This is a genomic window from Streptomyces sp. NPDC051104 (assembly GCF_040682835.1).
GTDB lineage: Bacteria > Actinomycetota > Actinomycetes > Streptomycetales > Streptomycetaceae > Streptomyces > Streptomyces cynarae.
On record NZ_JBFBBS010000036.1, the window covers coordinates 1 to 22,688 of the forward strand.

General features: G+C 71.6%; 26 protein-coding genes and 1 pseudogene. 12 read left to right on the top strand and 15 right to left on the bottom strand.

The genetic code is table 11. The features are described from left to right. Window positions 1-139: 139 nt before the first annotated feature. Entirely contained in the window at window positions 140-631 is a 492-nt protein-coding gene (locus AB0N14_RS31810) for a GNAT family N-acetyltransferase (RefSeq protein WP_366029157.1), read from the bottom strand. Between the two features lie 173 nt (window positions 632-804). Between AB0N14_RS31810 and AB0N14_RS31815 the strand changes: the two genes are divergently transcribed. Together AB0N14_RS31815 and AB0N14_RS31820 are read left to right on the top strand one after the other, a co-directional pair. Further along, complete coding sequence (locus AB0N14_RS31815) at window positions 805-1,479, top strand: hypothetical protein (protein ID WP_366029158.1); 675 nt, start codon at window positions 805-807, stop codon at window positions 1,477-1,479. Between the two features lie 5 nt (window positions 1,480-1,484). Beyond that, window positions 1,485-2,027 carry a hypothetical protein gene (locus AB0N14_RS31820; RefSeq protein WP_366029159.1) on the top strand — a complete coding sequence of 181 codons (543 nt, stop codon included), beginning with the start codon at window positions 1,485-1,487 and terminating at the stop codon, window positions 2,025-2,027. Between the two features lie 246 nt (window positions 2,028-2,273). Here AB0N14_RS31820 and AB0N14_RS31825 read toward each other — a convergent pair whose 3' ends face one another. Continuing rightward, window positions 2,274-2,693 (bottom strand): DUF1992 domain-containing protein, encoded by a 420-nt coding sequence (locus AB0N14_RS31825; protein ID WP_366029160.1) that lies wholly within the window; start codon window positions 2,691-2,693, stop codon window positions 2,274-2,276. Between the two features lie 118 nt (window positions 2,694-2,811). Here AB0N14_RS31825 and AB0N14_RS31830 point away from each other — a divergent pair, with 118 nt between their 5' ends. Continuing rightward, complete coding sequence (locus AB0N14_RS31830; protein ID WP_366029161.1) at window positions 2,812-3,207, top strand: hypothetical protein; 396 nt, start codon at window positions 2,812-2,814, stop codon at window positions 3,205-3,207. A 15-nt stretch (window positions 3,208-3,222) separates the two neighbouring features. Here the strand turns inward: AB0N14_RS31830 and AB0N14_RS31835 are convergent, their stop codons facing one another. From AB0N14_RS31835 to AB0N14_RS31845, 3 genes are all read right to left on the bottom strand, one after another. After that, window positions 3,223-3,897 (bottom strand): O-methyltransferase, encoded by a 675-nt coding sequence (locus AB0N14_RS31835; protein WP_366029162.1) that lies wholly within the window; start codon window positions 3,895-3,897, stop codon window positions 3,223-3,225. Between the two features lie 157 nt (window positions 3,898-4,054). After that, window positions 4,055-5,434: a glycine betaine/L-proline transporter ProP gene (gene proP / locus AB0N14_RS31840; protein WP_366029163.1), complete on the bottom strand. Its 1,380-nt coding sequence runs from the start codon at window positions 5,432-5,434 to the stop codon at window positions 4,055-4,057. A 744-nt stretch (window positions 5,435-6,178) separates the two neighbouring features. Continuing rightward, window positions 6,179-6,607 (bottom strand): ATP-binding protein, encoded by a 429-nt coding sequence (locus tag AB0N14_RS31845; RefSeq protein ID WP_366029164.1) that lies wholly within the window; start codon window positions 6,605-6,607, stop codon window positions 6,179-6,181. A gap of 92 nt (window positions 6,608-6,699) precedes the next feature. On the opposite strand from AB0N14_RS31845, the gene AB0N14_RS31850 reads away from it, so the two are divergent. Further along, the gene (locus AB0N14_RS31850) at window positions 6,700-7,548 is read left to right on the top strand and encodes a helix-turn-helix transcriptional regulator (RefSeq protein WP_366029166.1); all 849 of its coding nucleotides are present in this window, start codon (window positions 6,700-6,702) and stop codon (window positions 7,546-7,548) included. Next, window positions 7,508-7,714, top strand: a complete 207-nt coding sequence (locus AB0N14_RS31855) for a DUF397 domain-containing protein (RefSeq protein WP_366029167.1) — start codon at window positions 7,508-7,510, stop codon at window positions 7,712-7,714. Before AB0N14_RS31850 ends, AB0N14_RS31855 begins: the two co-directional genes overlap by 41 nt. Window positions 7,715-7,862: 148 nt before the next feature. Here AB0N14_RS31855 and AB0N14_RS31860 read toward each other — a convergent pair whose 3' ends face one another. After that, window positions 7,863-8,549 (bottom strand): YoaK family protein, encoded by a 687-nt coding sequence (locus tag AB0N14_RS31860; protein ID WP_366029168.1) that lies wholly within the window; start codon window positions 8,547-8,549, stop codon window positions 7,863-7,865. 146 nt (window positions 8,550-8,695) lie between these two features. Here AB0N14_RS31860 and AB0N14_RS31865 point away from each other — a divergent pair, with 146 nt between their 5' ends. Next, entirely contained in the window at window positions 8,696-9,016 is a 321-nt protein-coding gene (locus AB0N14_RS31865) for a hypothetical protein (RefSeq protein WP_366029169.1), read from the top strand. A gap of 106 nt (window positions 9,017-9,122) precedes the next feature. On the opposite strand, the gene AB0N14_RS31870 is transcribed toward AB0N14_RS31865, so the two are convergent. Continuing rightward, window positions 9,123-9,551 carry a transglycosylase SLT domain-containing protein gene (locus tag AB0N14_RS31870; protein WP_366029170.1) on the bottom strand — a complete coding sequence of 143 codons (429 nt, stop codon included), beginning with the start codon at window positions 9,549-9,551 and terminating at the stop codon, window positions 9,123-9,125. Between the two features lie 449 nt (window positions 9,552-10,000). Here AB0N14_RS31870 and AB0N14_RS31875 point away from each other — a divergent pair, with 449 nt between their 5' ends. Beyond that, window positions 10,001-10,234: a ferredoxin gene (locus AB0N14_RS31875; protein ID WP_366029171.1), complete on the top strand. Its 234-nt coding sequence runs from the start codon at window positions 10,001-10,003 to the stop codon at window positions 10,232-10,234. Window positions 10,235-10,525: 291 nt separating this feature from the next. Here the strand turns inward: AB0N14_RS31875 and AB0N14_RS31880 are convergent, their stop codons facing one another. Beyond that, on the bottom strand, window positions 10,526-11,173 hold the full coding sequence (locus tag AB0N14_RS31880) for a TetR family transcriptional regulator (RefSeq protein ID WP_366029172.1): 648 nt from the start codon (window positions 11,171-11,173) through the stop codon (window positions 10,526-10,528). A 229-nt stretch (window positions 11,174-11,402) separates the two neighbouring features. Between AB0N14_RS31880 and AB0N14_RS31885 the strand changes: the two genes are divergently transcribed. Genes AB0N14_RS31885 through AB0N14_RS31895 form a run of 3 tightly spaced genes read left to right on the top strand, consistent with a single transcriptional unit; the run spans window position 11,403 to window position 14,646 of the window. Continuing rightward, window positions 11,403-12,815: a glycosyltransferase family 4 protein gene (locus tag AB0N14_RS31885; protein ID WP_366029173.1), complete on the top strand. Its 1,413-nt coding sequence runs from the start codon at window positions 11,403-11,405 to the stop codon at window positions 12,813-12,815. After that, window positions 12,809-13,579, top strand: a complete 771-nt coding sequence (locus tag AB0N14_RS31890; protein WP_366029174.1) for a class I SAM-dependent methyltransferase — start codon at window positions 12,809-12,811, stop codon at window positions 13,577-13,579. The genes AB0N14_RS31885 and AB0N14_RS31890 overlap by 7 nt, the downstream gene beginning before the upstream one ends. Continuing rightward, entirely contained in the window at window positions 13,576-14,646 is a 1,071-nt protein-coding gene (locus tag AB0N14_RS31895; RefSeq protein WP_366029175.1) for a prenyltransferase/squalene oxidase repeat-containing protein, read from the top strand. Before AB0N14_RS31890 ends, AB0N14_RS31895 begins: the two co-directional genes overlap by 4 nt. 91 nt (window positions 14,647-14,737) lie before the next feature. Here the strand turns inward: AB0N14_RS31895 and AB0N14_RS31900 are convergent, their stop codons facing one another. Further along, window positions 14,738-15,031 (bottom strand): hypothetical protein, encoded by a 294-nt coding sequence (locus AB0N14_RS31900; RefSeq protein ID WP_366029176.1) that lies wholly within the window; start codon window positions 15,029-15,031, stop codon window positions 14,738-14,740. Window positions 15,032-15,191: 160 nt separating this feature from the next. On the opposite strand from AB0N14_RS31900, the gene AB0N14_RS31905 reads away from it, so the two are divergent. Further along, window positions 15,192-15,776 (top strand): hypothetical protein, encoded by a 585-nt coding sequence (locus tag AB0N14_RS31905; RefSeq protein ID WP_366029177.1) that lies wholly within the window; start codon window positions 15,192-15,194, stop codon window positions 15,774-15,776. A gap of 58 nt (window positions 15,777-15,834) precedes the next feature. Here the strand turns inward: AB0N14_RS31905 and AB0N14_RS31910 are convergent, their stop codons facing one another. The 5 genes from AB0N14_RS31910 to AB0N14_RS31930 form a co-directional block, all read right to left on the bottom strand. Then, a complete protein-coding gene (locus AB0N14_RS31910) occupies window positions 15,835-16,842 on the bottom strand; it encodes an LLM class F420-dependent oxidoreductase (protein WP_366029178.1) in 1,008 nt (335 codons plus the stop codon). 109 nt (window positions 16,843-16,951) lie between these two features. Continuing rightward, a complete protein-coding gene (locus AB0N14_RS31915) occupies window positions 16,952-17,749 on the bottom strand; it encodes a hypothetical protein (protein ID WP_366029179.1) in 798 nt (265 codons plus the stop codon). A gap of 158 nt (window positions 17,750-17,907) precedes the next feature. After that, window positions 17,908-18,864, bottom strand: coding sequence for an N-acetylmuramoyl-L-alanine amidase (locus AB0N14_RS31920; protein ID WP_366029180.1), 957 nt, complete (start codon window positions 18,862-18,864; stop codon window positions 17,908-17,910). Window positions 18,865-18,874: 10 nt separating this feature from the next. After that, entirely contained in the window at window positions 18,875-19,537 is a 663-nt protein-coding gene (locus AB0N14_RS31925) for a class I SAM-dependent methyltransferase (RefSeq protein ID WP_366029181.1), read from the bottom strand. Between the two features lie 101 nt (window positions 19,538-19,638). After that, complete coding sequence (locus AB0N14_RS31930; protein ID WP_366029182.1) at window positions 19,639-21,387, bottom strand: MFS transporter; 1,749 nt, start codon at window positions 21,385-21,387, stop codon at window positions 19,639-19,641. Window positions 21,388-21,658: 271 nt separating this feature from the next. Here AB0N14_RS31930 and AB0N14_RS31935 point away from each other — a divergent pair. Further along, window positions 21,659-21,901: pseudogene (locus tag AB0N14_RS31935) on the top strand (MFS transporter); the annotation flags it as partial. A 19-nt stretch (window positions 21,902-21,920) separates the two neighbouring features. Here AB0N14_RS31935 and AB0N14_RS31940 read toward each other — a convergent pair. Beyond that, on the bottom strand, window positions 21,921-22,562 hold the full coding sequence (locus AB0N14_RS31940) for a response regulator transcription factor (RefSeq protein WP_366029183.1): 642 nt from the start codon (window positions 22,560-22,562) through the stop codon (window positions 21,921-21,923). Window positions 22,563-22,688 lie beyond the last annotated feature (126 nt).

Sequence of the window (22,688 nt, forward strand, 5' to 3'; positions counted from 1 at the left end):
CCATCTCCCCGGCCCATTCCCCCTGCATGCCTACAAGACTGGCCCCGGCTCCACTCAGCCGGGGCCAAAACGCGAGATTTTCAGCAGCCTTCTAGCGGCTCTCCTGAGCAGTCGCCGGCCGGCCCCCGGATGCGAACGCTCAGATCAGTGGCTTGCCGAACCAGTGCTCCGCGTACGGGTTGTCGTTGTACGGCGCCGTCTCGACGTAGCCGAGGCGGGCGTACAGGGTCCGGGCCTCGACCAGGTCGCCCCGGGTGTCGAGCACCATACGCCCGGCGCCCAGCGCGCGGGCCGCGTCCTCGGCGGCGGTCACGAGGAGCGGGGCGCCGCCCTTGCCGCGCACGTCCTGGTGCACGAAGACCCGCTTGAGCTCGGCAGTCGCCGGATCCATCAGGCGGACGCCGGCCGTGCCCGCCGGGCGGCCGTCGTGGCGGGCCACCAGCAGCACCCCGCCGGGCGGCGCCAGGTAGTCGCCCCTGTCGGCGGCGATCTCGCGTTCCAGCTCGTCAGGGTCCGTGCGACGCCCCTCGTGCAGCAGGTACCAGCGGTCGCTGACCTCCGTGTAGTACGCCCGCCACAGCGCGGCGGCGACCGGGGAGTCGAAGGGTTCCGGGGCGATCGTCCAGCTCATGCGGGACATTCTCCGGAAGGCCCGGGAGGGGCGCGCAAACGAATTACGTGCGTCCCTCCCGGCCGTCCGGCGGCACGGGGCGGGCGGCTCGTTTGGGGGCGGCCGTCCGGGCAACCCGGGCGGGAGACGGCCCGCCGGGCCGTAAGACCTGAAGGCGACCCCGGAAGGCACCCATGTCCACAGGCTGGATCATCGCTCTGATCGTGATCGTGATCGTGGCGGCCGCCCTAGCGGGCGCTGCCGCCGTGTCCCCACGGGCGCGGGGCGCGGTCGGCGGTCGGAGCCTGAAGCGCCGCTACGGACCGGAGTACGAGCGGACCGTGGCCCGGCACGACGGCGACACCAAGGCCGCGGAGCGCGAACTGACCGAGCGGCTGAACAAGTACGGCCCGTTGAACGAGCACCCGCTGGAGCCGGCCGAGCGCGAACGGTACGCGGCGCGCTGGGCCGCCGCGCAGGAGCGCTTCGTCGACTCACCGGGTGAGGCGGTGGCCGAGGCGGACCGCCTGCTCGCCGAGCTGGCGGGCGTGCGGGGCTTCCCGGACGGCGCGCGCTACGAGGAGCAGCTCGACGCGCTGTCCGTGCACCACGCCCACCACGTCCACGGCTACCGCCGGCTGCACCGGGCCGCCCACGCACCGGACACCGGCATCTCCGCGGACGGCTCGGCCACCGAGGAGATGCGCGAGGCCATGCTGGAGGCGCGTGCGCTCTTCGAGGACCTGGTGGCACCCTCGCGCCGGCAGTCGGCCGGCCCCACGGAGAAGACGCCCCGGCACGCCGCCGGCGGCGCCGGGCAGTCCCGTCTGCCGTGGGCTTTCCACAGGCAGCATGTGAAGGGGAGTTGAGGGCGATGACGGAATGGACACCGGGCGGCGCCTCCGAACGCCCGGAAGCGTCGGGGCGCCGGCCCGACACCGGAGAGCCCCGGTCGGCGGCGGAGTTCCGGCCCGATACGGGTGAGGGCCGGTCGGGCGTGGAGTTCCCGCCGGAGGCAGGGGAGACCCGGGCCGCGGGCGAGTACCGGCCCGGGACGGGTGAGCCCCGGCCGGCCACGGAGTTCCGGCCCGATGCCGGCGAGTCCCGGCCGGCCGCGGCGGGCTCCTCCCCGGAGCCCCGGCTGCTACCGCGGGACGAGTGCGACAAGTTCGAGCTGCGGTTGCAGCACGCGGTCGGCAGGTTCGTCGACCGGCCCAAGGAGGCCGTGGAGGAGGCGGACCAGGTGGTCCAGGAGGTCGCCTCGCGCCTCGCGGAGGCCGTGTCCTCCCGGCGCCGGACCCTGAAGGCGTCCTGGCAGGAAACGGGCGACGCCGCCCACCCGACGGGCGACACGGAACAGCTGCGACTGGCGCTCCGGGACTACCGGGCGACGGCGGAGCGGCTGCTGAACATGTGAGCGGCCCCCGGCGAGCGGGGCCGCCGGATGTGAGCGGCCCCCGGCGAGCGGGGCCGGCCCGGATGACACCTCCGGGCCGGCCCCGCTCGCTGTGTCACCGCGTCGGCCCGGCGGCCGCTCGGCTCGACGGCCGCTGTGGTCGGCCTGCACCATCCAGATGACCCTGCGCAGGAAGTGCACGACGGCCCCGATGTCGTGAGACGTGCCGCCTTCCCGGCCCCGCTCCCCGGCCCCGCTCCCCGGCGCTCAGCCCGCCCCTGAGCGCCCCCCGTGGCGTTCGCGCCACTCGTCGACGACCGCCTCCACGTCGTACGGCTTCAGGCCCAGCGGCGGGCCCGGCGGCGGCTTGAACATCATGTCCCGGATCTTCACATTCAGCTGCTCGACCAGTCGCCGTGCCACCCGCTCCGACGGTGCCTGAGCGGCCGCCGCCAGCGTGTCCTCCGCCTCCTTGCGCAGGGCCAGTGTCGGCGGCAGGACCGAGATCCCCTCGCGGGCCATCTTGCGCTTGATCCACCACAGCTCGTCGTACGCCGTGTCGCTGACGGCCGGTGACGGCTCGCCCGCGCCGGGGAGGTTCGCGAACTCTCCTCGTGCCTGGGCGTCACGGATCTGCTTGTCGGCGAACGACTCGAAGCTGACACCGGGTGGCTTGCGCTCGGTCATGGGTTCATTGTGCGCGACGTCACCCGACGGGGCGATCGGGCGAATTATCATTCCGGCGCGGCACGCCAATCGGGCCGGACCGTAGCACACTTGAACCGCCGCACCCGAAGGAGCGCTCGTGCTTGAACTCACCATGGCCTCGGTCTCCGCGGCGGACGCCGGGGCGACGGCCGGCATGCAGATGGCCGACGCGCCCAGCGACCCGGGCGCCGTGCTGCGGGTGGGCCGGGACAGGTCCGTGTGCCGGCTGGCGACCCCCGACGACTGGCTGTTCGTCTCCCGCGTCCATCTGGAGTTCCAGTGCAGCCCGGACGGTGTCTGGCAGGTCACCTGGTTGCGCGGCTCCCAGCCCGACCCCTCCTCCGAGGTCCTGCTCACCCTCGCCGGACACCCCGCGCAGCCCCTGCCCTACGGTGGGGCGGTCCAGCTCCCGCAGGGTGCCTCCGGTGAGCTGGTCATCCAGGAGCGCACCGCCCCGCGCAGCGTCAACGTGGGCTTCTACCAGGAGGCCTGAGGACCGCCCGGGTGGTCAGCCCACCACCCGGGCCAGCGCGAACCCGTCGTGCCCCTTGCTGCCCACCGTCTGCACCGCCGTCGCGCTCAACTTCGGGTTCGAGGCCATCAGTTCGAGCGCGGCCCGGGTCCCCCGCACGCTCGGGTCCTCGCTGCCCGCGTCGGTGACCTGGCCGCCGCGCACCACGTTGTCGAGGAGGATCAGGCTGCCGGGGCGGGTCAGCTTCAGCGCCCACTCGACGTAGTGCGCGTTGTTGACCTTGTCCGCGTCGATGAACACCAGGTCGAACGGCTCGGGCTGCTCCTCGGCCAGCTTGGGCAGCGACTCCAGCGCCGGGCCGACGCGCACCTCCGTGATCCCGGCGAGGCCCGCCCGTTCGAGGTTCCGGCGGGCGACCTCCGCGTGCTTGGCCTGGTACTCGAGTGTGATCAGCCGGCCGTCCGCGGGCAGGGCGCGGCCCAGCCAGATCGTGCTGTACCCGCCGAGGGTGCCGATCTCCAGGATGCGGCGCGCGCCCTGGATCCGGGCCAGGAGGTGGAGCAGCTTGCCCTGGTTCGGCGCCACGTTGATGTGCGGCAGTCCCGCCGCGTCGCTGTCCCGCAGGGCCGCGATGAGCGCCTCGTCCTCGGGGGCGAGCAGGTCCGTGAAGTAGGCGTCGACGTCGTCCCAGAGCTGTTGCGCTGTGCTCATGCACCATGCCTTTCATATGGCTGGTTAGATCACCTAACTAGGCTCGCTAACGAATATAGCCAGGGCAGGGTGCCGTGTCAGCCGATTTCCACCGGTCGGGTGACGTGCCGCCCGATCGCGCGGCACGTCACCCAGGAGTCGGCTCAGGGGGGCCGGATCAGCGCTTCGCGCCCCGCTCCAGCGACGGTGCCGAACCCGGCAGCGGGCGGCCCGCCGACTCCGTCATGAACCACACCGCGGCACCGCCGATCACGGCCGCCGCCATCATGTAGCAGGCGGGCATCATCATGTTCCCTGTCGCGCCGATCAGCGCCGTGACCACCAGCGGGGTCGTGCCTCCGAACAGCGACACCGAGACGTTGAAGCCGATCGACAGCGAGCCGTAGCGGACCCGCGTCGGGAAGAGGGCCGGCAGGGCGGACGGCATGGCCGCCGTGAAGCAGACCAGCAGCAGACCCAGCGCTCCCATGCCGAGCGCGACCGCGAGCAGGCTGCCCTGGCGGATCAGCAGGATCGCCGGGACGGGCAGGAACAGGAAGCCCGCGCAGCCCGCCGCGATCACCGGGCGGCGGCCGACCCGGTCGGTCAGCGTGCCCGCGAAGGGCTGCACGATCATCATCAGCGCCATCACGGCGAGCACGACCAGCAGCCCGTGCGTCTCGTCGTACTTCAGCTCACTGGTCAGATAGCTCGGCATGTACGACAGCAGCATGTAGTCGGTGACGTTGAAGACGAGCACCAGCCCCATGCACAGCAGCAGCGCCTTCCACTGGCCGGTGATCATCTCGCGCAGCGGCACCTTGGGCCGGGCGGCCTCGGCCTTCTCCACCTCGGCCGCGAACGCCGGGGTCTCCTCCAGGCGCAGTCGCAGGTAGAGCCCGATGACGCCCATCGGACCGGCGATCAGGAACGGGATCCGCCAGCCCCAGGACACCAGGTCGTGGGAGGACAGCAGAGCCGTCATCAGGGTGACCAGGCCCGCGCCGCCGATGTATCCGGCGAGCGTGCCGAACTCGAGCCAGCTCCCGAGGAAGCCACGCCTCTTGTCCGGCGCGTACTCGGCGATGAACGTGGAAGCGCCCGCGTACTCGCCACCGGTCGAGAAGCCCTGCACCAGCCGGGCCACGAGCAGCAGGATCGGCGCGCCGACGCCGATCGCCGCGTAGGACGGGATCAGGCCGATCGAGAACGTGCCGATCGCCATCATGATCATGGTGACGGCGAGCACCTTCTGGCGCCCGACGCGGTCGCCGAGCGGCCCGAAGACCATGCCGCCGAGCGGGCGGACCAGGAAGGCCGCGGCGAACGCGCCGAAGGTGGACAGCAACTGCGCGGTGGAGTTGCCGGAGGGGAAGAACACCTTGCCCAGCGTGACCGCGATGTAGCTGTAGACGCCGAAGTCGAACCACTCCATGGCGTTGCCGAGCGCGGCGGCCTGTACGGCGCGCTTGACCAGCGCCGGGTCGGTGACGGTGGCCTTCGGGCGGTCGGGGGACGGGGGTGCGTCGGGTACTGAGGGTGGGGCGACGGTCGGCAAGATTCCGCTCGCCTGCCTTTCGACGGGGACAAGGACGGGGCCCGCCGTCGTCAGGGCGTACGGGGGTGTACGCCTGATACCTCTTCGCACGTCTTCGTGTCTGTTCGTGCGCCTCGTACGTCGTCGTACGTCTGCTGCGTCTCGTACGGCGGGCCGACGGCCGCACACGGGGCCGATCCGGGGCCTGCCGCACGACGGACGGGCCGGGGGCCGGCCGTGGGGACCGGGCCAAAAAACGACCATAAGGGAACTTGCCGCCATAACGGACGGTGACCGGCCCATCGCGTAGAGCGTGAAAAGCGCCATGTCCAGGCGTGACGGATCCGCTGTGCCCGGTCGGCCACCGGTCATTCTGTGATCCATCTCGCGTAACCGGAGCCGGAACCGAACCGTCCGCGCCGGGCTCGTGCCGTTGGCTGTGAGCCGGTGTGACCATTGTGAACGTCGAGTAAGATCGTCGGGCTCATCGCTTCATTCATTGGTCTTCCATGGGGGTTGCACGCTGGGACGGCGCCGTACGCCCGGTTCGGCCCGTCCGAAACCGCGTCGCGTATGTGCTGCCGCTCGTGGTGACGACAGCCGCGGTCGCGGCCTTGTGCGCCGCCGCACTGATCGGCCGGACATCGGGGACGCCTGCGGCTCACGAGCCGCGGAAGAGCCCCACCGCCGGCTTTTCCGCCCGCCATACACGCCCGCCGTCCAAGAGCAGCCCCGCCGGCCTTCCGGCGGGGCTGCTCACGCGCGTCAAGCGACGGTGTCGGCCTCGCACTCGAACCACACGGTCTTGCCGCCCGTGCAGTGCGGTTCCACGCCCCACTTGTCGACCACCGCGTCGAGCGGGAGGAGGCACCGACCGCACTCCGCCTCCAGTGACAAGTCACTGGGCGTGGAGGGGAGTTCGGGCGAGCTGTCGGTCACCTCGACCCGGACGCTCGCCGTCTGCCGCACCACACGCAGTGTGCAGCGCCGGTCGGGAACGTGGCGCACGACGTTGGCGACCAGCTCGGTCACGGCGAGCTCGGCGGAGTCGGCCAGCTGCGCCATCTCCCACTCCTGGAGGAACGAGCGGACGATACGCCGGATGTGCCGCGCCGAGTGCTCGCCGACGGTGAGGTGCATGCGGTACTGGGTGGGGAGGGGGCTCAGCAGGGCGACGGGAATGTAGTCGTTCACACGACGAGCCTGACCTCGCCCGACTACGCTCGGCTACGCATTGGATACAACGGGTCCCGCTGTGGGCCGCGTTGCGTGAAAGGGGGCCGTGCGTGACCCACATCAACATCCTCGACCCGGGCGCCTCACCGCTCGACTACTACGGCTTCGAGCTGCGCAGGCACCGGGAGGCCGCCGGGCTGACACAGAAGCAGTTCGGGGACATCGTCAACTACACCGAGTCGCTGGTGGGGCAGATCGAGACGGCGCGGAAGGTCCCGACACCGGAGTTCAGTGAGCGGGTGGATGCCGCCCTAGGGACGGACGGGCTGCTGTCCCGGCTGGTCGAGTTGGTGCTACGTAGCCAACTTCCCGCATGGTTCCAGCAGGTGGCGGCGCTCGAAGCGCGGGCCGCAGAGATCTGCACCTTCCAGATGGGCATGGTCCACGGTCTTCTCCAGACCGAGGCGTATGCGCGCGCCACACTGGGCGCACTGGACCGGACCGACCTCGACGATCGGACCGCTGTACGTCTGGCCCGTCAGCGCATCTTCCAGAAAGAGGAGCCGCCGGTCTTCTGGCTGATCGTCAACGAGGCTGCTTTGTACCAGAAGATCGGCGGCCCCGAGATCATGCGCGGCCAACTGGCCCACCTGTTGTCCTTTGAGGACAACCCTCTGATCAACATCCAGGTGTTGCCGTTCTCAGCCGGAGCGCACGCGGGACTGACAGGCTCATTCACCCTCTACCATTTCGCCAACGACCCGGACATTGTCTATACGGAGAGCTACGGAAGCGGGCATCCGACCGCCAACCCGACCACCGTCAAGGACTGCTCGCTCCGTTACGATCATCTCCGGGCCGCCGCTCTCTCCCTCAGGGACTCGGCGGAGCTGATCCGGCGCGTGACGGAGGAACGCTATGGAGAGCAAGGCGATGCCGACGGGGATCCAGTGGCGTAAGTCCAGCTACAGCAGTGACCAGGGCGGCGAATGCGTAGAATTCGCCGAAATCCTCGGCGCCACCATAGCCGTACGCGACTCCAAGACCCCCGCCGGGCCGGTGCTCACCCTCGCGCCGGCCACCTTCTCGGCGTTCGTCTCCTGGGCGGCTACAACCGCTGGATGATCGTCCCGGCGGCCAACCCGCCGCGCCGAGGGGGCGTGCCTGAGCCGGAAGGGCGGCTTCACGCGGCTCACGGTCACCGCGCCCGGCACCTATCGGATCGGCACCCGCGGGGCGCTGCTGAACCCGCGGGCTGCGGCCGGGGGCGCCGTCACTCCCGCCCGGACGCGACCACCGCCAGCACGGCCGTCGTCACCGCCGTGAGCAGCAGGGGCCAGCCCAGGCCGTGGTGGATGACCAGCCAGCCGCCCAGGGCCGCGCCCGCCAGCAGGGAGATCGCCGAGGCCGCGCGGCGCCGGGAGCGCCTGCCCGTGCCCCCGCCGAGCCGGGAGTCCGAGGCGAGCCCGGTCAGGGTCGAGGTGAGGACGGTGGTCGTCGTCAGGTCGGGCACGGCCAGCTTCCGCACCGTCGCGTTGCGCACCCCCATCGCGAAGGCCGTCACCGCGATCAGCGTGTACCTGGTCGTGGTGGTGCCCGGCGCGATGAAGGCGACCGCCGCCGACGCCCCGAGCAGCACCGCCTCGACCGCGAGCGCCAGCCGGGCCCAGGCGCGCCGCGACCCGCCGCCGTACCGCCGGCCCGCGCGTCCGCCCGCCACCGCACCCACCAGGAACGACCCCAGCGAGATCACCGCGTTCGAGGTGGAGAAGCCGGGCGCCCCGGCGGCGGCGAAGCCGAGCACCACCACGTTGCCGGTCATGTTCGCCGTGAAGACGTGCCCGAGCCCGAGGTAGCTCACCGCGTCGACGATCCCGCTGATCACGGTCATCACCAGGAGCGCGGGGACCAGGCGCAGTCCGCGCGTTCCGGGTTCCTCCACCGGTGTGTCAGTGCTCATACGGGCCTCCGGGCAGTGTGGACGGGCGCGGTGTACTCAGGGACACCCCGGACGCGGGGGATCTTCGGATGTCCGGGCCAACGGGGCGGCCCATAGCCTCGGATCATGAGTGAGAACACGCACAAACACCAAGAGAACCACACGAGTTGGACGGTCGGACGCGGGCTCGCCGCCGCCGCGGCCCTCTGCTCGCGGGCCTCGCCGCGGCCCCCGCGGTCGCGGCGACGCACACGCCGGACACTACAGCGCCCCGGCGCGGCACCCTCGTCTCGCTTACCCCGGTCCTGTCCCGGGACGCCACCGGCGTACGGACCTTCCCGGCCGGCCGGGACATCGCCACGGACACCGTGCGGTACGGCGTGACGGGCTACCGGCTGACGTACCGGACCGTCGACCCGTACGGGAAACCCACCACTGCCACCGGTCTGCTCGCACTGCCCGCCGACTTCGACACGGTGCGCCGCTGACCGGAGACGCCGAAGGCGGCGGCCCCGGAATCGGGGCCGCCGCCTTCGTGGTCGCGTGGGACCGGGTGGTCGCTCGGGACCGCTGTGGTCGCGTGGACCGGCTCGATCAGTACCAGTGATGGGTGGACCAGAAGTTCCACGCCGCGGCCGGGCTGCCGTAGCGGGAGTTCATGTAGTCCAGGCCCCACTTGATCTGGGTCGCCGGGTTGGTCTTCCAGTCGGAGCCGGCGGACGCCATCTTCGAGGCGGGCAGCGCCTGGACCAGGCCGTAGGCGCCGGAGGAGGCGTTGGTGGCGTGGGGGTTCCAGCCGCTCTCATGCGAGACGATCTTGTTGAACGCTTCGTACTGCGCCGGGTCCGGGATCATCTGGTGCGCGACCGCCTGGGCGGAAGGGGCCGAGCCGGGCGCCGAGGTCGGGGTGGCGGCCTGGGCGGGCGCCGAGGTGAGCAGCGCGCCGGCGGCGGCCGCGGCGACGGCGGTGGCGGCGATGGCCTTCTTCGGGGAAGCGATGCGGCGGATGAAGGAGACGGTCACAGGAAACCTTTTCGTCGGGTACATGGGTGGCCGCGAACATGCCGGAACCACGGGGAACGCGGTGGGGGCATGCGTCGGCGCCGCGACCCGGGTGGGCTCGTCGGCGCCTGGCGACGTCATCCAGAGAAGCAGGCCGACGGAGTGTCCGCAATGACCCCTTTTACTAGTTGTGGTCGCACTCGCCGGAAACGTCTCGCGTGTGACCTGGCTCTCAAACCGCAGGTCGCGCGGGCAATTGGCGCATCCATGCCACGAGGATGGATCTACGGCCGCGCGTCGTAGGTGACGGTGGTCACGTGGGGCTCGTCACGGTTTAGGTCACGCCGCGCCAATAGCGGGTATACGGTCCGGAATCGGGCGGTGTGACCCGCGCCGCACGAACGGGGGTGGAGATGTGACCGGCGTCGCACAGCTGAAGCCCGGAAGACGGTCCGCGCTGCTCCGGCGCCTTGGGAGACCGCTGGCACATCGAGGTCGACCGCTCGGTCTGCATCGGCTCGGCGCAGTGCGTGCACCAGGCGTCCGCCACCTTCCGCCTCGACTCCGCCCGCCAGTCCCATCCCGTCGCACCGGACGCCGACGCGGGGGAGCGGATCCTTCAGGCGGCGGAGAACTTCCCGGTGGAGGCCATCGCGATCACGCCGGCGGGACGTGGGGAGCCGGTGTTCCCGCCGGAGGAGTAGGCGGAGCCACGAGCCTGGGCGATATGACCGAAAAAAATATAAAAATCATGGTTTGGGGTCTTCCATCTGGCCGCAGAAGGCCTAATCTAGAAATTGCCTACGAGGCGAGTGAAGGAACTCGACCGGAGATGCCGACTGGGGCGTGAAGCTTAGGCTTCCGCTGTGGCCGACATCGACGGTCGACAGACCGGAAGGTCGAAAGACCGGAAGGTCGACCGGAACCCGTCTCGTAGGTCTTTTTGTGCCCTGGTTCCGTGGCCGTTGTGCCCTGTCCCCTGGTCTATTCGTGCGCTAGTCCCGCGCTCGGGCATCCGTGAGGTCGATCAGCCGGCACACCGTCTCGATGTCGATCCTCACCTGCGCGATGGAGGCGCGGCCGGAGAGCCAGGTGATCAGCGCCGAGTGCCAGGTGTGCTCGATGACCCGGACCGCCGAGAGCTGTTCCGGGGTCGGGTCGCCGTCCAGGCCCATCGCGTCCAGGATGATCGCCGTCGTCTGCCGGGAGACCTGGTCCACCTCGGGGGAGACGCTGCGGTCCGCGAAGGTGAGGGCGCGGACCATGGCGTCGGCCAGGTGCGGCTCGCGCTGCAGGGCGCGAAAGGCGCGCATCAGGGTCTCCGCCACCCGCTCGGCCGCGGTCCGGCCGGCCGGCGGCTTCTTCCGCAGCGTGCCGTGCATGCGCTCCAGCTGGTCCTGCATGGTCGCGACCAGCAGGTGCACCTTCGAGGGGAAGTAGCGGTACAGCGTGCCCAGCGCCACCTGCGAGGACTCCGCCACCTCCCGCATCTGCACCGCGTCGAAACCGCCCCGGCTCGCCAGCTGCGCGCTCGTGCGCAGGATCCTGAGGCGGCGTGCCTCCTGCCGCTCGGTGAGCGGAGGTGAGGCCGGCTGCGCCGCCGGTCGCGCGGTACTGGCTGGCACCTTGGCTTCCGCAGGCATGGGTCCCGTTCCGTGACAGTCGCTGAGGCTGATGATCAGGTCGGTGAGGGGTGGCGGTCGGACAGCATGGCAGGGCGTCGGCCGTGGCGCGAATCACCCGATCCGCCGCGCGCAGCGGCGCTACCTGCCGGTAGATTCAGAGGCTCTTGAACGATCAAGTCTGTAACTTGTTCTAGATTACCGTCCCGGCGTAGTGTCGCCGGAAACTGCAGGGAAGAAGGGGCCGAGAGTGACCGCTGAGGGCAGGGAGGCGGGTCCCGAGGGGGGTTCCGCCGCCGATGGCGACCGCCCGCTGCGCATCGCGCTCCTGACGTACAAAGGGAACCCGTTCTGCGGCGGTCAGGGCGTGTACGTACGGCACCTCTCCCGTGAGCTGGTCCGGCTCGGCCACCGGGTCGAGGTCATCGGCGCGCAGCCCTACCCGGTGCTCGAGGGCGAGGGCCTTCAGGGCCTGTCCCTCACCGAACTGCCCAGCCTCGACCTGTACCGCCAGCCCGACCCCTTCCGCACTCCCAAGCGCGACGAGTACCGGGACTGGATCGACGCCCTCGAGGTCGCCACGATGTGGACCGGCGGCTTCCCCGAGCCCCTGACGTTCTCCCTGCGTGCCCGCCGCCATCTGCGGGCCCGGCGCGGCGACTTCGACGTCGTGCACGACAACCAGACGCTCGGCTACGGCCTGCTGGGCGATGTGGGTGCGCCGCTGGTGACCACCATCCACCACCCCATCACCGTGGACCGGCAGTTGGAGCTGGACGCGGCCGAGGGCTGGCAGCGGCGGCTGTCCGTACGACGCTGGTACGCGTTCACGCGCATGCAGAAGCGGGTCGCGCGCCGGCTGCCGTCGGTGCTCACCGTCTCCGGCACCTCCCGCCAGGAGATCGTGGACCACCTGGGCGTCGACCGGGACCGCGTCCACGTCGTGCACATCGGCGCCGACACCGACCTGTTCTCGCCGGATGCGTCGGTGCCGCAGGTGCCGGGCCGGATCGTCACCACCTCCAGCGCGGACGTGCCGCTCAAGGGCCTCGTCTTCCTCGTCGAGGCGCTCGCCAAGGTCCGGACCGAGCACCCCGGGGCGCATCTCGTCGTGGTCGGCAAGCGAGCCGAGGACGGGCCCGTCGCGCAGGCCATCGAGCGGTACGGGCTCGAGGGCGCCGTCGAGTTCGTGAAGGGCATCTCCGACGCGGAGCTGGTCGACCTGGTGCGGTCGGCCGAGGTGGCGTGCGTGCCGTCGCTGTACGAGGGGTTCTCGCTGCCGGCGGCGGAGGCGATGGCGACCGGTACGCCGCTGGTGGCCACCACGGGCGGTGCCATACCGGAGGTCACGGGCCGCGACGGGGAGACGTGCCTGGCGGTCCCGCCCGGTGACGCCGGGGCGCTGGCCGCCGGGCTGAGCCGGCTGCTGGCCGACCCGGAGCTGCGGGCACGGCTCGGCGCGGCGGGCCGCGAACGGGTGCTGCGGCACTTCACCTGGGCGAAGGCGGCGGAGGGGACGGTGGCGCGGTACCGCGAGGCCATCGCCCACACCCAGGCCCGGCTCGGCTCGCTCGGGGGCGCCCCCGCCGAAACAGTCGCCGCCCCGGCAGCCGCCGCCGAAGACATCGTCGTACCCAACCGCGAAAGCAGGGCCACGTGCTGACCGTCGACTTCTCCCGGTTCCCGCTCGCCCCGGGCGACCGCGTCCTGGACCTCGGCTGCGGTGCCGGACGGCACGCGTTCGAGTGCTACCGGCGCGGCGCGCAGGTCGTGGCGCTGGACCGGAACGGCGAGGAGATCCGCGAGGTCGCCAAGTGGTTCGCGGCGATGAAGGAGGCGGGCGAGGCTCCCGCCGGGGCCACCGCGACGGCGATGGAGGGCGACGCGCTCGCCCTGCCCTTCCCCGACGAGTCCTTCGACGTCGTCATCATCTCCGAGGTCATGGAGCACATCCCGGACGACAAGGGCGTCCTCGCCGAGATGGTCCGGGTGCTCAAGCCGGGCGGCCGTATCGCCGTCACCGTGCCGCGCTACGGCCCCGAGAAGGTCTGCTGGGCGCTGTCCGACGCCTACCACGAGGTCGAGGGCGGCCACATCCGCATCTACAAGGCCGACGAACTGCTGGCGAAGATGCGGGAGGCGGGCCTGAAGCCGTACGGCACGCAGCACGCGCACGCGCTGCACTCGCCGTACTGGTGGCTGAAGTGCGCGTTCGGCGTCGACAACGACAAGGCGCTGCCGGTGCGCGTGTACCACAAGCTGCTCGTCTGGGACATCATGAAGAAGCCGCTCGCCACCCGGGTCGCCGAACAGGCGCTGAACCCGCTGATCGGCAAGAGCTTCGTGGCGTACGCGACCAAGCCGCACCTGCCGCCTCTCGCGGAGGGCGCCAGGACCGCCGAGACCTCCGAGGCGGCCGCCAAGTGACCACCCCCCGGACAGAACACCTCGTCCTGCCCGGGGTCCTCACCGCCGAGCAGGCCACCGCGACCGTCGCCGGGATCCTCGCCGCGCAGCGGGAGGACGGCGCCATACCGTGGTTCCGCGGGCACCACCTGGACCCGTGGGACCACGTCGAGGCGGCGATGGCGCTGGACGCGGCGGGCGAGCACACGGCGGCCGAGCGGGCCTACGACTGGCTGGCACGCCACCAGAACGAGGACGGGTCCTGGTACGCGGCCTACGCCGACGGCGACCCGGAGCAGATCACCGACCGCGGCCGCGAGACGAACTTCGTCGCGTACGTGGCCGTCGGCGTCTGGCACCACTACCTCGCCACCGGCGACGACACGTTCCTGGACCGCATGTGGCCGACTGTGTACGCGGCGGTCGAGTTCGTGCTGCGGCTGCAGCAGCCGGGCGGGCAGATCGGCTGGAAGCGGGAGGACGACGGCACGGACGTCACGGACGCGCTGCTGACCGGGTGCTCCTCCATCCACCACGCGCTGCGCTGCGCGCTCGCGATCGCCGAGCAGCGCGAGGAGCCGCAGCCGGACTGGGAATTGGCGGTGGGCGCGCTCAGGCACGCCATACGCCGGCACCCGGAGCGGTTCCTGGACAAGGACCGCTACTCGATGGACTGGTACTACCCGGTGCTCGGCGGCGCGCTGACGGGCGCCGAGGCCAAGGAGCGCATCGAGGCGGACTGGGACCGTTTCGTCGTCCCCGGCCTCGGTGTGCGCTGCGTCGTCCCCAACCCGTGGGTGACCGGCGGCGAGTCGGCCGAACTCGCCCTGACGCTTTGGGCGATGGGCGAGTCCGACCGCGCCCTGGAGATCCTCCAGTCGATCCAGCACCTGCGGGATCCGAAGACGGGCCTGTACTGGACGGGCTACGTCTTCGAGGACGGCGTGATCTGGCCCGAGGAACTCACGACCTGGACGGCCGGCTCACTGCTGCTCGCCGTGGCCGCCCTGGGCGGCGACGAACCGACCTGCACGGTCTTCAGCGGCGAGCAGCTGCCCCGGGGCCTGGACACCGACTGCTGCGCATAGCTCCGCGGACTGCTCGGCGCCGGTGGGGTGCCCGGCGCCGGTGGGGTGCCCCGGAGCTGTCGCGTGCAGCGGCAGCGCTCAGTGGCGGCGTTCAGTGATGATGGATGCGGTTGGCGATGGCGTGGCCCACGAAGAGGTAGACCACCGCGGCGAGACCGTAGCCCGCGACCACCCGTGCCCACGCCTCCTGGAACGTGAACAGGTCATGGGACCAGCCGGCCAGCCACGCCGCCGCGTTGTGGATGAACTGCACCAGATCGTTGCCTGGGTTCGCGTTCAGCAGGTACATCAGGATCCACAGGCCCAGGATGACGGCCATGATGTCCGCGATCACGGCGATGACCGTACCGGCCTGATTCGCACTGTTGCGATATCGAGGGGACATGCCCTCCGGGTTGCCCGGCGATGGCCCGTCAAACTCCTGGAGGTCCGGGGACGACCGTGCGCAGCCCGGGTCACCCGATCGCCACGCCCGGGCGGCAAGGCCGGGCGGTGTGGGTGAAGCTGTCGGTGGATCAGTTGGCTTCCCGGTCCCGGAGGCTCCCGTGCCCGCACCCATACGCTCCCCCAAGCTCTTCGAGCAGGGGGTACCCCCTCTCGCCGTGGCGTTCGTCCTCTGCTCCGCGCTGTTCGTCGGTGCCACCGCCTGCGGTGACGGGGGCGCCGCGCAGCGGGCCGCCGCGTACATCGCGGTCCCCACGCCCACCCCGACCACCCCGGCGGAACGTCAGAAGTTCGCCAGGGCCCGGTTCGCGGTGAACGCGGGGCTCGCGGCCGGGGCGGTCCACGAGTGGATCGTGAAGCCATGGAAGGCCGGTACGTTCAAGAAGGGCGCCAAGGGACGCAGGACCGCCCTGGCCAAGGCCGGACTCGCCGGCACCTTCGCCTACAACCGGCTCGGAGCCGCCGCACGCAACGCCCAGGGCGACCCCGCGCTGGCCAAGGGCCTCGCCCCGCTCGCGCCGGGCATCGACGGGCTCAAGGACCTGCCGTCCCGCCTGAGCAAGGGCGACGAGTCGGCCGCGGCGTCCTACGCCGGCCTCGTCGACAAGGTGAAGGCCGCGGCCAAGAAAGCGGGCGTCCCCGTCCGCAACCAGCTCCCGTCCGCCGCGCAGCTCGCACGCGGCTGACGGGGCCAACGGGGCACCGCCGTGCAGCGCTCCGCGGCGGTGCCCTACCCACCTGTGGTCAGTTCAGCTCGGCCAGCACCCGCAGCATGTGCGGGTGCGGTGCCGGCGCCAGCAGGTGCGTCACCGGGCCCTCGCGCCACAACTCCAGCCGCTCCGCGATGCGTTCACGCGGCCCGACCAGCGAGATCTCGTCCGCGAAGGCGTCCGGCACGGCCGGCACCGCCTCCTCGCGCCACCCCTGAAGGAACAGCCGCTGGATACGCCGCGCCTCCTCCTCGTACCCCATGCGCGCCATCAGGTCGGCATGGAAGTTCCGCGCCGCGTGCCCCATCCCGCCGATGTAGAAGCCGAGCATCGCCTTCACCGGCAGCAGCCCTTCGGCGACGTCGTCGCATACCTTCACCCGCGCCATCGGGGCCACGACGAACCCCTCACGCAGGTCGGTCAGCGCCGCCCCGTACACCTCCGGGCGGGTCGGCGACCAGTACAGCGGCAGCCAGGCGTCCGCGATCCGCACCGTCTGCGCCACGTTCTTCGGGCCCTCCGCGCCCAGCAGGACGGGCAGATCGGCGCGAAGGGGGTGCGTGATCGACTTCAGGGGCTTGCCGAGGCCGGTGCCCTTCGGGCCCGGGTAGGGCAGGGGGTGGAAGCGGCCGTCCAGCTCCACCGGCGCCTCGCGGCGCAGCACTTGCCGTACGGCCTCGACGTACTCCCGGGTCGCGGTGAGCGGTGAACTCGGGAACGGGCGCCCGTACCAGCCCTCCACCACCCGCGGCCCCGACAGGCCGAGGCCCAGCATCATGCGCCCGCCCGAGAGGTGGTCCAGGGTGAGCGCGTGCATCGCGGTGGTGGTGGGGGAGCGGGCCGCCATCTGGGCAACCGCCGTACTCAGCTTGGTCCTTGACGTCCGCGCGGCGATCCAGGTGAGCGGCGTGAACGCGTCCGACCCCCAGGACTCGGCGGTCCACACCGAGTCGTAGCCGAGCCCTTCCGCCTCCCGCGCCAGCGTGACATGGTCCGTCGCGGGGCCGCGGCCCCAGTAGCCGAGCGCGAGTCCGAGCCGCATGCCGCCTCCGCTTCTCTGACGGATCATCAGATTCAAGGAGTGGCAGCGACTCTACGACAACGGCCCCCCGCCCGGAAGGGCGAGGGGCCGTGCGTGCGGGCGGTGGGGCTCAGCCGCGCTGGATGCCGCTCGTGTCCTGCAGCACACCGCGGCGGCCGTCCTGCGTCTGCGCCACCAGGGCGGGGCCGCGCTGCTCGACGGCCAGGTACCAGGTGCCGGGCGCCAGTTCGGCGATCGGCGTGGGGGAGCCGTCCTCCGGGAACAGCGGGCGCGGCACCGGCACCGCGAACCAGAACGGCGAGAAGTCCGCGGCGGGAACCGTCTGCTGCGGCTGCTGCCCGCCGAACGGCTGCCCCTGCTGCGACTGACCGTACGGCGACTGCTGCGCACCCGGGTAGCCGTACCCGCCCTGCGGCTGCCCGCCGTAGGGCTGCGGGGCGGCGGGCTTGGGGGCCGGCACGAGAGCGGCCTGCAGGGCCGGGACCAGCGGCGCGGCGATCGCCGCAGCGGCCATGACAACAGTGGCGACGAGGCCGAGGATCAGGCCGGTGCCGGCGCTGACGCTCCCGCCGCCACCGAGGTTGTCGACACCACCGATCGGGTCGAAGACATTGCCGAGCGCGCTCCAGGCGGCGAAGACCGTGAAGGCGGCGCCGAACTGCCCGAGGTCGAGCCCGGCGACCTTCGGCACCTGCGGCAGGCCGTGGGCGACGACGACCAGCGCTGCGCCGATGATGCCGGCCAGGAAGACGCTCAGCAGGAGCGGTCCGCTGGCCCAGGCGCTGGGGATGTCCGCGCTGCTGGGCGCCCCGTCGATCGAGTAGATGTCGAGGAACGACGCGATGAACAGCAATACCGCTGCTCCGATCACCACGCCGTCGCCTCTCGTGAGGGAGCGGATATTCACTTCGGGTCCTTCGTCTGTCGTCTCGTCGTCGGTGGAGGCGTCGCTGTCGCCATGTCGACCTCGGGCCGCGGTGCGAAGCGCGGGGGTGGCCCCTCATCGTAGGGATGACCCTATCGTCAGCCCGGCCGGGGTGTCCGCCGGCTCGGAGACGATGATCGCTACCCGCGCAGGAAACTCACGATTCCCTCAGAGATTCCCTGCGCCGCCTTCTGCCGCCACGAGCCGCTGGTCAGCAGTGCCGCGTCCTTGGTGTCGCGCATGTTGCCGCACTCGATGAAGACCTTGGGAACCGTTGACAGATTGAGACCGCCGAGGTCGCTCCGTACGACGAGACCGGTGCCGTCGCCCACGTAGTTGGAGGGCGTGCTGCCGGTGACGCGGACGAAGTCGCCCGCGACGCGCTCACCGAGGTCGCGGGAGGGGCCGACGATGCGACGGGTGTCCGCGGCACCCTTGTGCACCGAGGCCGGCAGGATGACGTGGAAGCCGCGGTCGCCCTGGGCCGCGCCGTCCGCGTGGATGGAGATCGCCGCGTCCGCGTGTGCCTGGTCGCCGATCCGCGCCCGCTCGTCCACGCACGGCCCCCACGACCGGTCGCCGTCCTGCGTGAACTTCACCGTGGCACCCTGCTCCTCCAGGAGCGTGCGCAGCCGGCGCGCCACGTCCAGGGTGAACTGGGCCTCCGTGTAACCCGAGTTGGTGGACGTGCCGGTGGTGTCGCACTCCTTGGTGTTGGTGCCGATGTCGACCTTGCGGTTGATCTCGGCCGTGTGGTCGACGTTGCCGGGGTTGTGTCCGGGGTCGACGACGACGACCTTGCCCGCGAGCGGCTTGGAACCGGACCGTGCGGTGGACGACGCGTCCGGCTGCTCGCCGCTCTCCGCGCCACCGGCCGGGGAGGCCGGAGACCCCGGGGCGGCGGCGGACGGCGCGGTCCCCGCGGACCTGGTCGTGGGCGCCCCACCCGCCGATCCACCGCCGCTGTCGGCCACCGCCTCGTAGACCAGCCAGCCGAGCAGCGCCGCCGGCACCAGCGCGGCGACCGCCACCGTCAGTGGCCCGCGCCGACGGCGGCGGGGTTCGGGGGCATCGAAGTCCGGTCCAACGTACGGCATGCCTGCGACCCTAACGGGACGATTCGCTCCTCGCCCGCGTTCGCCGCAGGACGCGCAGCGAGTCGGTCGCCGAGACCTCCGTGAACTCTCCGGACTGAAGGGCCCTCAGGTAGACGCGGTACGGGGCCTGGCCGGTGAACTCGTCCTCCGGCTCGGGGAACACGTCGTGGATGACGAGGAGGCCGTCTTGGGCCACATGGGGGGCCCAGCCCTCGTAGTCGGCGTTCGCGTGTTCGTCGGTGTGGCCGCCGTCGATGAACACCAGGCCGAGCGGGGTGTTCCACACCCTGGCCACCTGTGGCGAACGGCCCACGAGTGCGATCACGTGGTCCTCAAGGCCCGCCCTGTGCAGGGTGCGCCGGAAGGTGGGCAGGGTGTCCATGAGGCCGACCTCGGGGTCGACCGTCTCCGGGTCGTGGTAGTCCCAGCCCGGCTGCTGCTCCTCGCTGCCGCGGTGGTGGTCGACGGTGAGCGCGGGGACCCCGGCGGCGCGGGCCGCGTCGGCGAGCAGGACCGTGGACCGGCCGCAGTACGTGCCGACCTCCAGCAGCGGCAGCCCGAGCCGCCCGGCCTCGACGGCGGCCTCGTACAGCGCGAGCCCCTCGTGCCGTGGCATGAACCCCTTCGCGGCCTCGAACGCGGCCAGGATCTCGGGCTTGGGCGCCGCGGGCATGGGGCGTCCTCTCGGTCGTACGAGCGTATGGACGCCCCATGCTGCCGCACCCCCCGGCGGCGCGGCGACGGGGGGTGCGGGTGGCCTGGACAGCGGGCTGCTCAGGCCTCTGCCACCGGGACCGGCTCGCCCGGAAGGGAAAGGTCCAGGCCCACCGGGCGGTCGTCGCCCGAGTGGGTGGCCGACGAGGCGACCGGGGCGTGGCCCGCGGCCCTCGCGGCCAGGACGTACGGGCCCTCCGCCGGCACCGTCAGCGTGTAGCTGCCGTCCTCCGCGGACAGTGTGGCGCCCGCCTGGCGGCCCCGGCGGTCGATCAGCGTGACCTTGGCGCGGGCGACCGGGGCGCCCTCGGCGTCCAGGACCCGGCCGCGGAAGCCCCGCAGCACCTCCTCGGCGCGCTCCAGGTTCGCGTCCTCCTCGCTGCTCGCGCGCAGCTGGGGCCGGGCCGCGGGGCGGCGGCCGGGCAGGAAGAGGGCGAGCAGCAGACCGAAGGCGACCGCGGCCGTCGCGATCAGGAAGGAGACCCGGAAGCCGTGCATGGTCGGGACGGCCAGACCGTTCACGTGGTTCGCCGTGTTCGCCAGCACCATGCCGATCACGGCACTCGACACCGACGTGCCGATGGACCGCATCAGGGTGTTCAGGCCGTTGGCCGCGCCCGTCTCCGAGGCCGGGACAGCGCCGACGATCAGGGCGGGCAGCGAGGAGTAGGCGAGGCCGATGCCGGCGCCCAGGACCACCGAGGTGATCACGGTCTGCCAGGCGGCGTCCATCAGGCCGAGGCCGCCGCCGTAGCCGAGGGCGATGACCAGCAGGCCGATGATCAGGGTGACCTTGGGGCCGTAGCGGGCGGACAGACGGGCGTAGACCGGGGCGGTGAACATCATCGTCAGGCCCAGCGGTGCCACGCACAGACCCGCGACGGCCATCGACCGGCCGAGGCCGTAGCCGGTGGCGGTGGGCAGCTGGAGCAGCTGCGGCAGGACGAGCGAGACGACGTAGAAGCTGACGCCGACCATGATCGAGGCGAGGTTGGTGAGCAGCACCTCGCGGCGGGCGGTGGTGCGCAGGTCCACCAGCGGGGCGCTGATCCGCAGTTCCAGGACGCCCCACAGGAGCAGGACCGCGACGGACGCGCCGAACAGGCCGAGCGTCGTGCCGGAGGACCAGCCCCAGTCGCTGCCCTTGGTGATGGGAAGCAGGAGCAGTACCAGACCGGCGGACAGGCCGAGCGCGCCCAGCAGGTCGAAGGAGCCCTTCGCGCGCATCGGGGACTCCGGTACGGCGAGGAGGGTGAGCACGATGGAGAGGACGCCGAGTCCGGCGGAGCCGTAGAACAGGGCGTGCCAGTTCGTGTGCTGGGCGACCAGGGCGGCGGCGGGCAGCGCCAGGCCGCCTCCGACGCCGATCGAGGAGCTCATCAGTGCCATCGCCGAGCCGAGCCGCTCGCGAGGCAGCATGTCACGCATCAGGCCGATGCCGAGCGGGATCGCGCCCATCGCGAAGCCCTGGAGCGTACGGCCGACGATCATGGGCATCAGGGTGCTGGTGACGGCGCTGATCAGGGCGCCGACCACCATGACGGCCAGGCTGGTGAGCAGCATGCGCCGCTTGCCGTACAGATCGCCGAGACGGCCCATGATCGGGGTGGCGACGGCGCCCGAGAGGAGGGTGGAGGTCAGGACCCAGGTGGCGTTGCTGGGCGTGGTGTGCAGCAGCTGGGGCAGATCCTTGATGACCGGGACGAGCAGCGTCTGCATCACCGCGACCACGATGCCCGCGAAGGCGAGCACCGGCACGATGGCGCCGGACGGCCTTGGTGCGGGCTGGTCGGTCCTTGGATGCGTCATGGATCGGGGCCTCCGGGCCTGGTCGGTGTCGTGCGGAACGGGTCGCTCGGGACAGGGGGCCGAGCGGACACGTGCTGGGTGAACCACGTATGCACAGGCAACTATTCCGATGCTTTGGCGTACTAACGAATCCTTGACCGATTCATGGGTTTCTGATCTCGCGTCAGGAAGACGGTCTGCTGACGGTGCGTCCGGGATGCGTCCGGGGATGCGTTCGGGGGTGCGTCAAGGGATGTCGTACGTCCCAGGGCCGAGGCGGTGGGGGACGATGGGGGCCGCGCCGGGGGATGCCGGACTGGTGTCGGGGCTCGTCAACACCTCGCGCACCATGGGCGGTTCGCTCGGCCTCGCGGTGATGTCCACCATCGCGGCGACGCGCACCGGGGGGCGGGGCTCGGCCGACGCCCTGACGGAGGGGTACGCGGAGGCGTTCCGGACGAGCGGATACGTGCTGCTGGTGGGGGCCGTGCTGATGCCGGCGTGGCTGCCGCGGACGCGGACCGGCCAGGGCTGACCCGCCTTCGCAACAGGCCCTACAGCCACCCCTGCCGCCGGGCCTCCCGCATCGCCTCCATGCGGTTGCGGGTGCCCGTCTTGCCGATGGCGGAGGAGAGGTAGTTGCGGACCGTCGACTCCGAGAGGTGGAGCCTGGCGGCGATGTCGGCGACCGTCGCCCCGTCCACGGAGGCCTTCAGCACGTCGCACTCGCGGGCGGTCAGCGGATTGGGGCCGGCGCTCAGGGCCGCCGCGGCCAGGGCCGGGTCGACGACCGTCTCGCCAGTGAGCACCCGCCGGATCGCCGCGGCCAGCTCCTCCACCGGCCCGTCCTTGACCAGGAAGCCGGCGGCGCCGGCCTCCAGGGCGCGGCGCAGATAGCCGGGGCGCCCGAAGGTGGTGAGGATCAGCACCCGGCAGCCCGGAGCCTCCTCCCGCAGCTCGGCCGCCGCGTCCAGGCCGCTCTTCCCGGGCAGCTCGATGTCCAGCAGTGCCACGTCCGGGCGATGGGTGAGCACGGCGTCCACGATCGCGTCACCCGCCGCGACCTGCGCGACCACCTCGATGTCCTCCTCCATGCCGAGCAGCAGGGCGAGGGCGCCGCGCATCATGCCCTGGTCCTCGGCGAGCAGTACCCGGATGCATCGCGTCGGCCGGTGACTTCGGGGCGTCTCGTCCACGAGCCAAGAGTACGGGCAGCGGACCGGGGCCGGGACCGCACGGCCAACTCGCCCGCGCCGTCCGGCAATCAAAGACTCTCCATTGTTCCGTACCGCGAGTCTTGACGGATTCTGACCGTGGTCAAA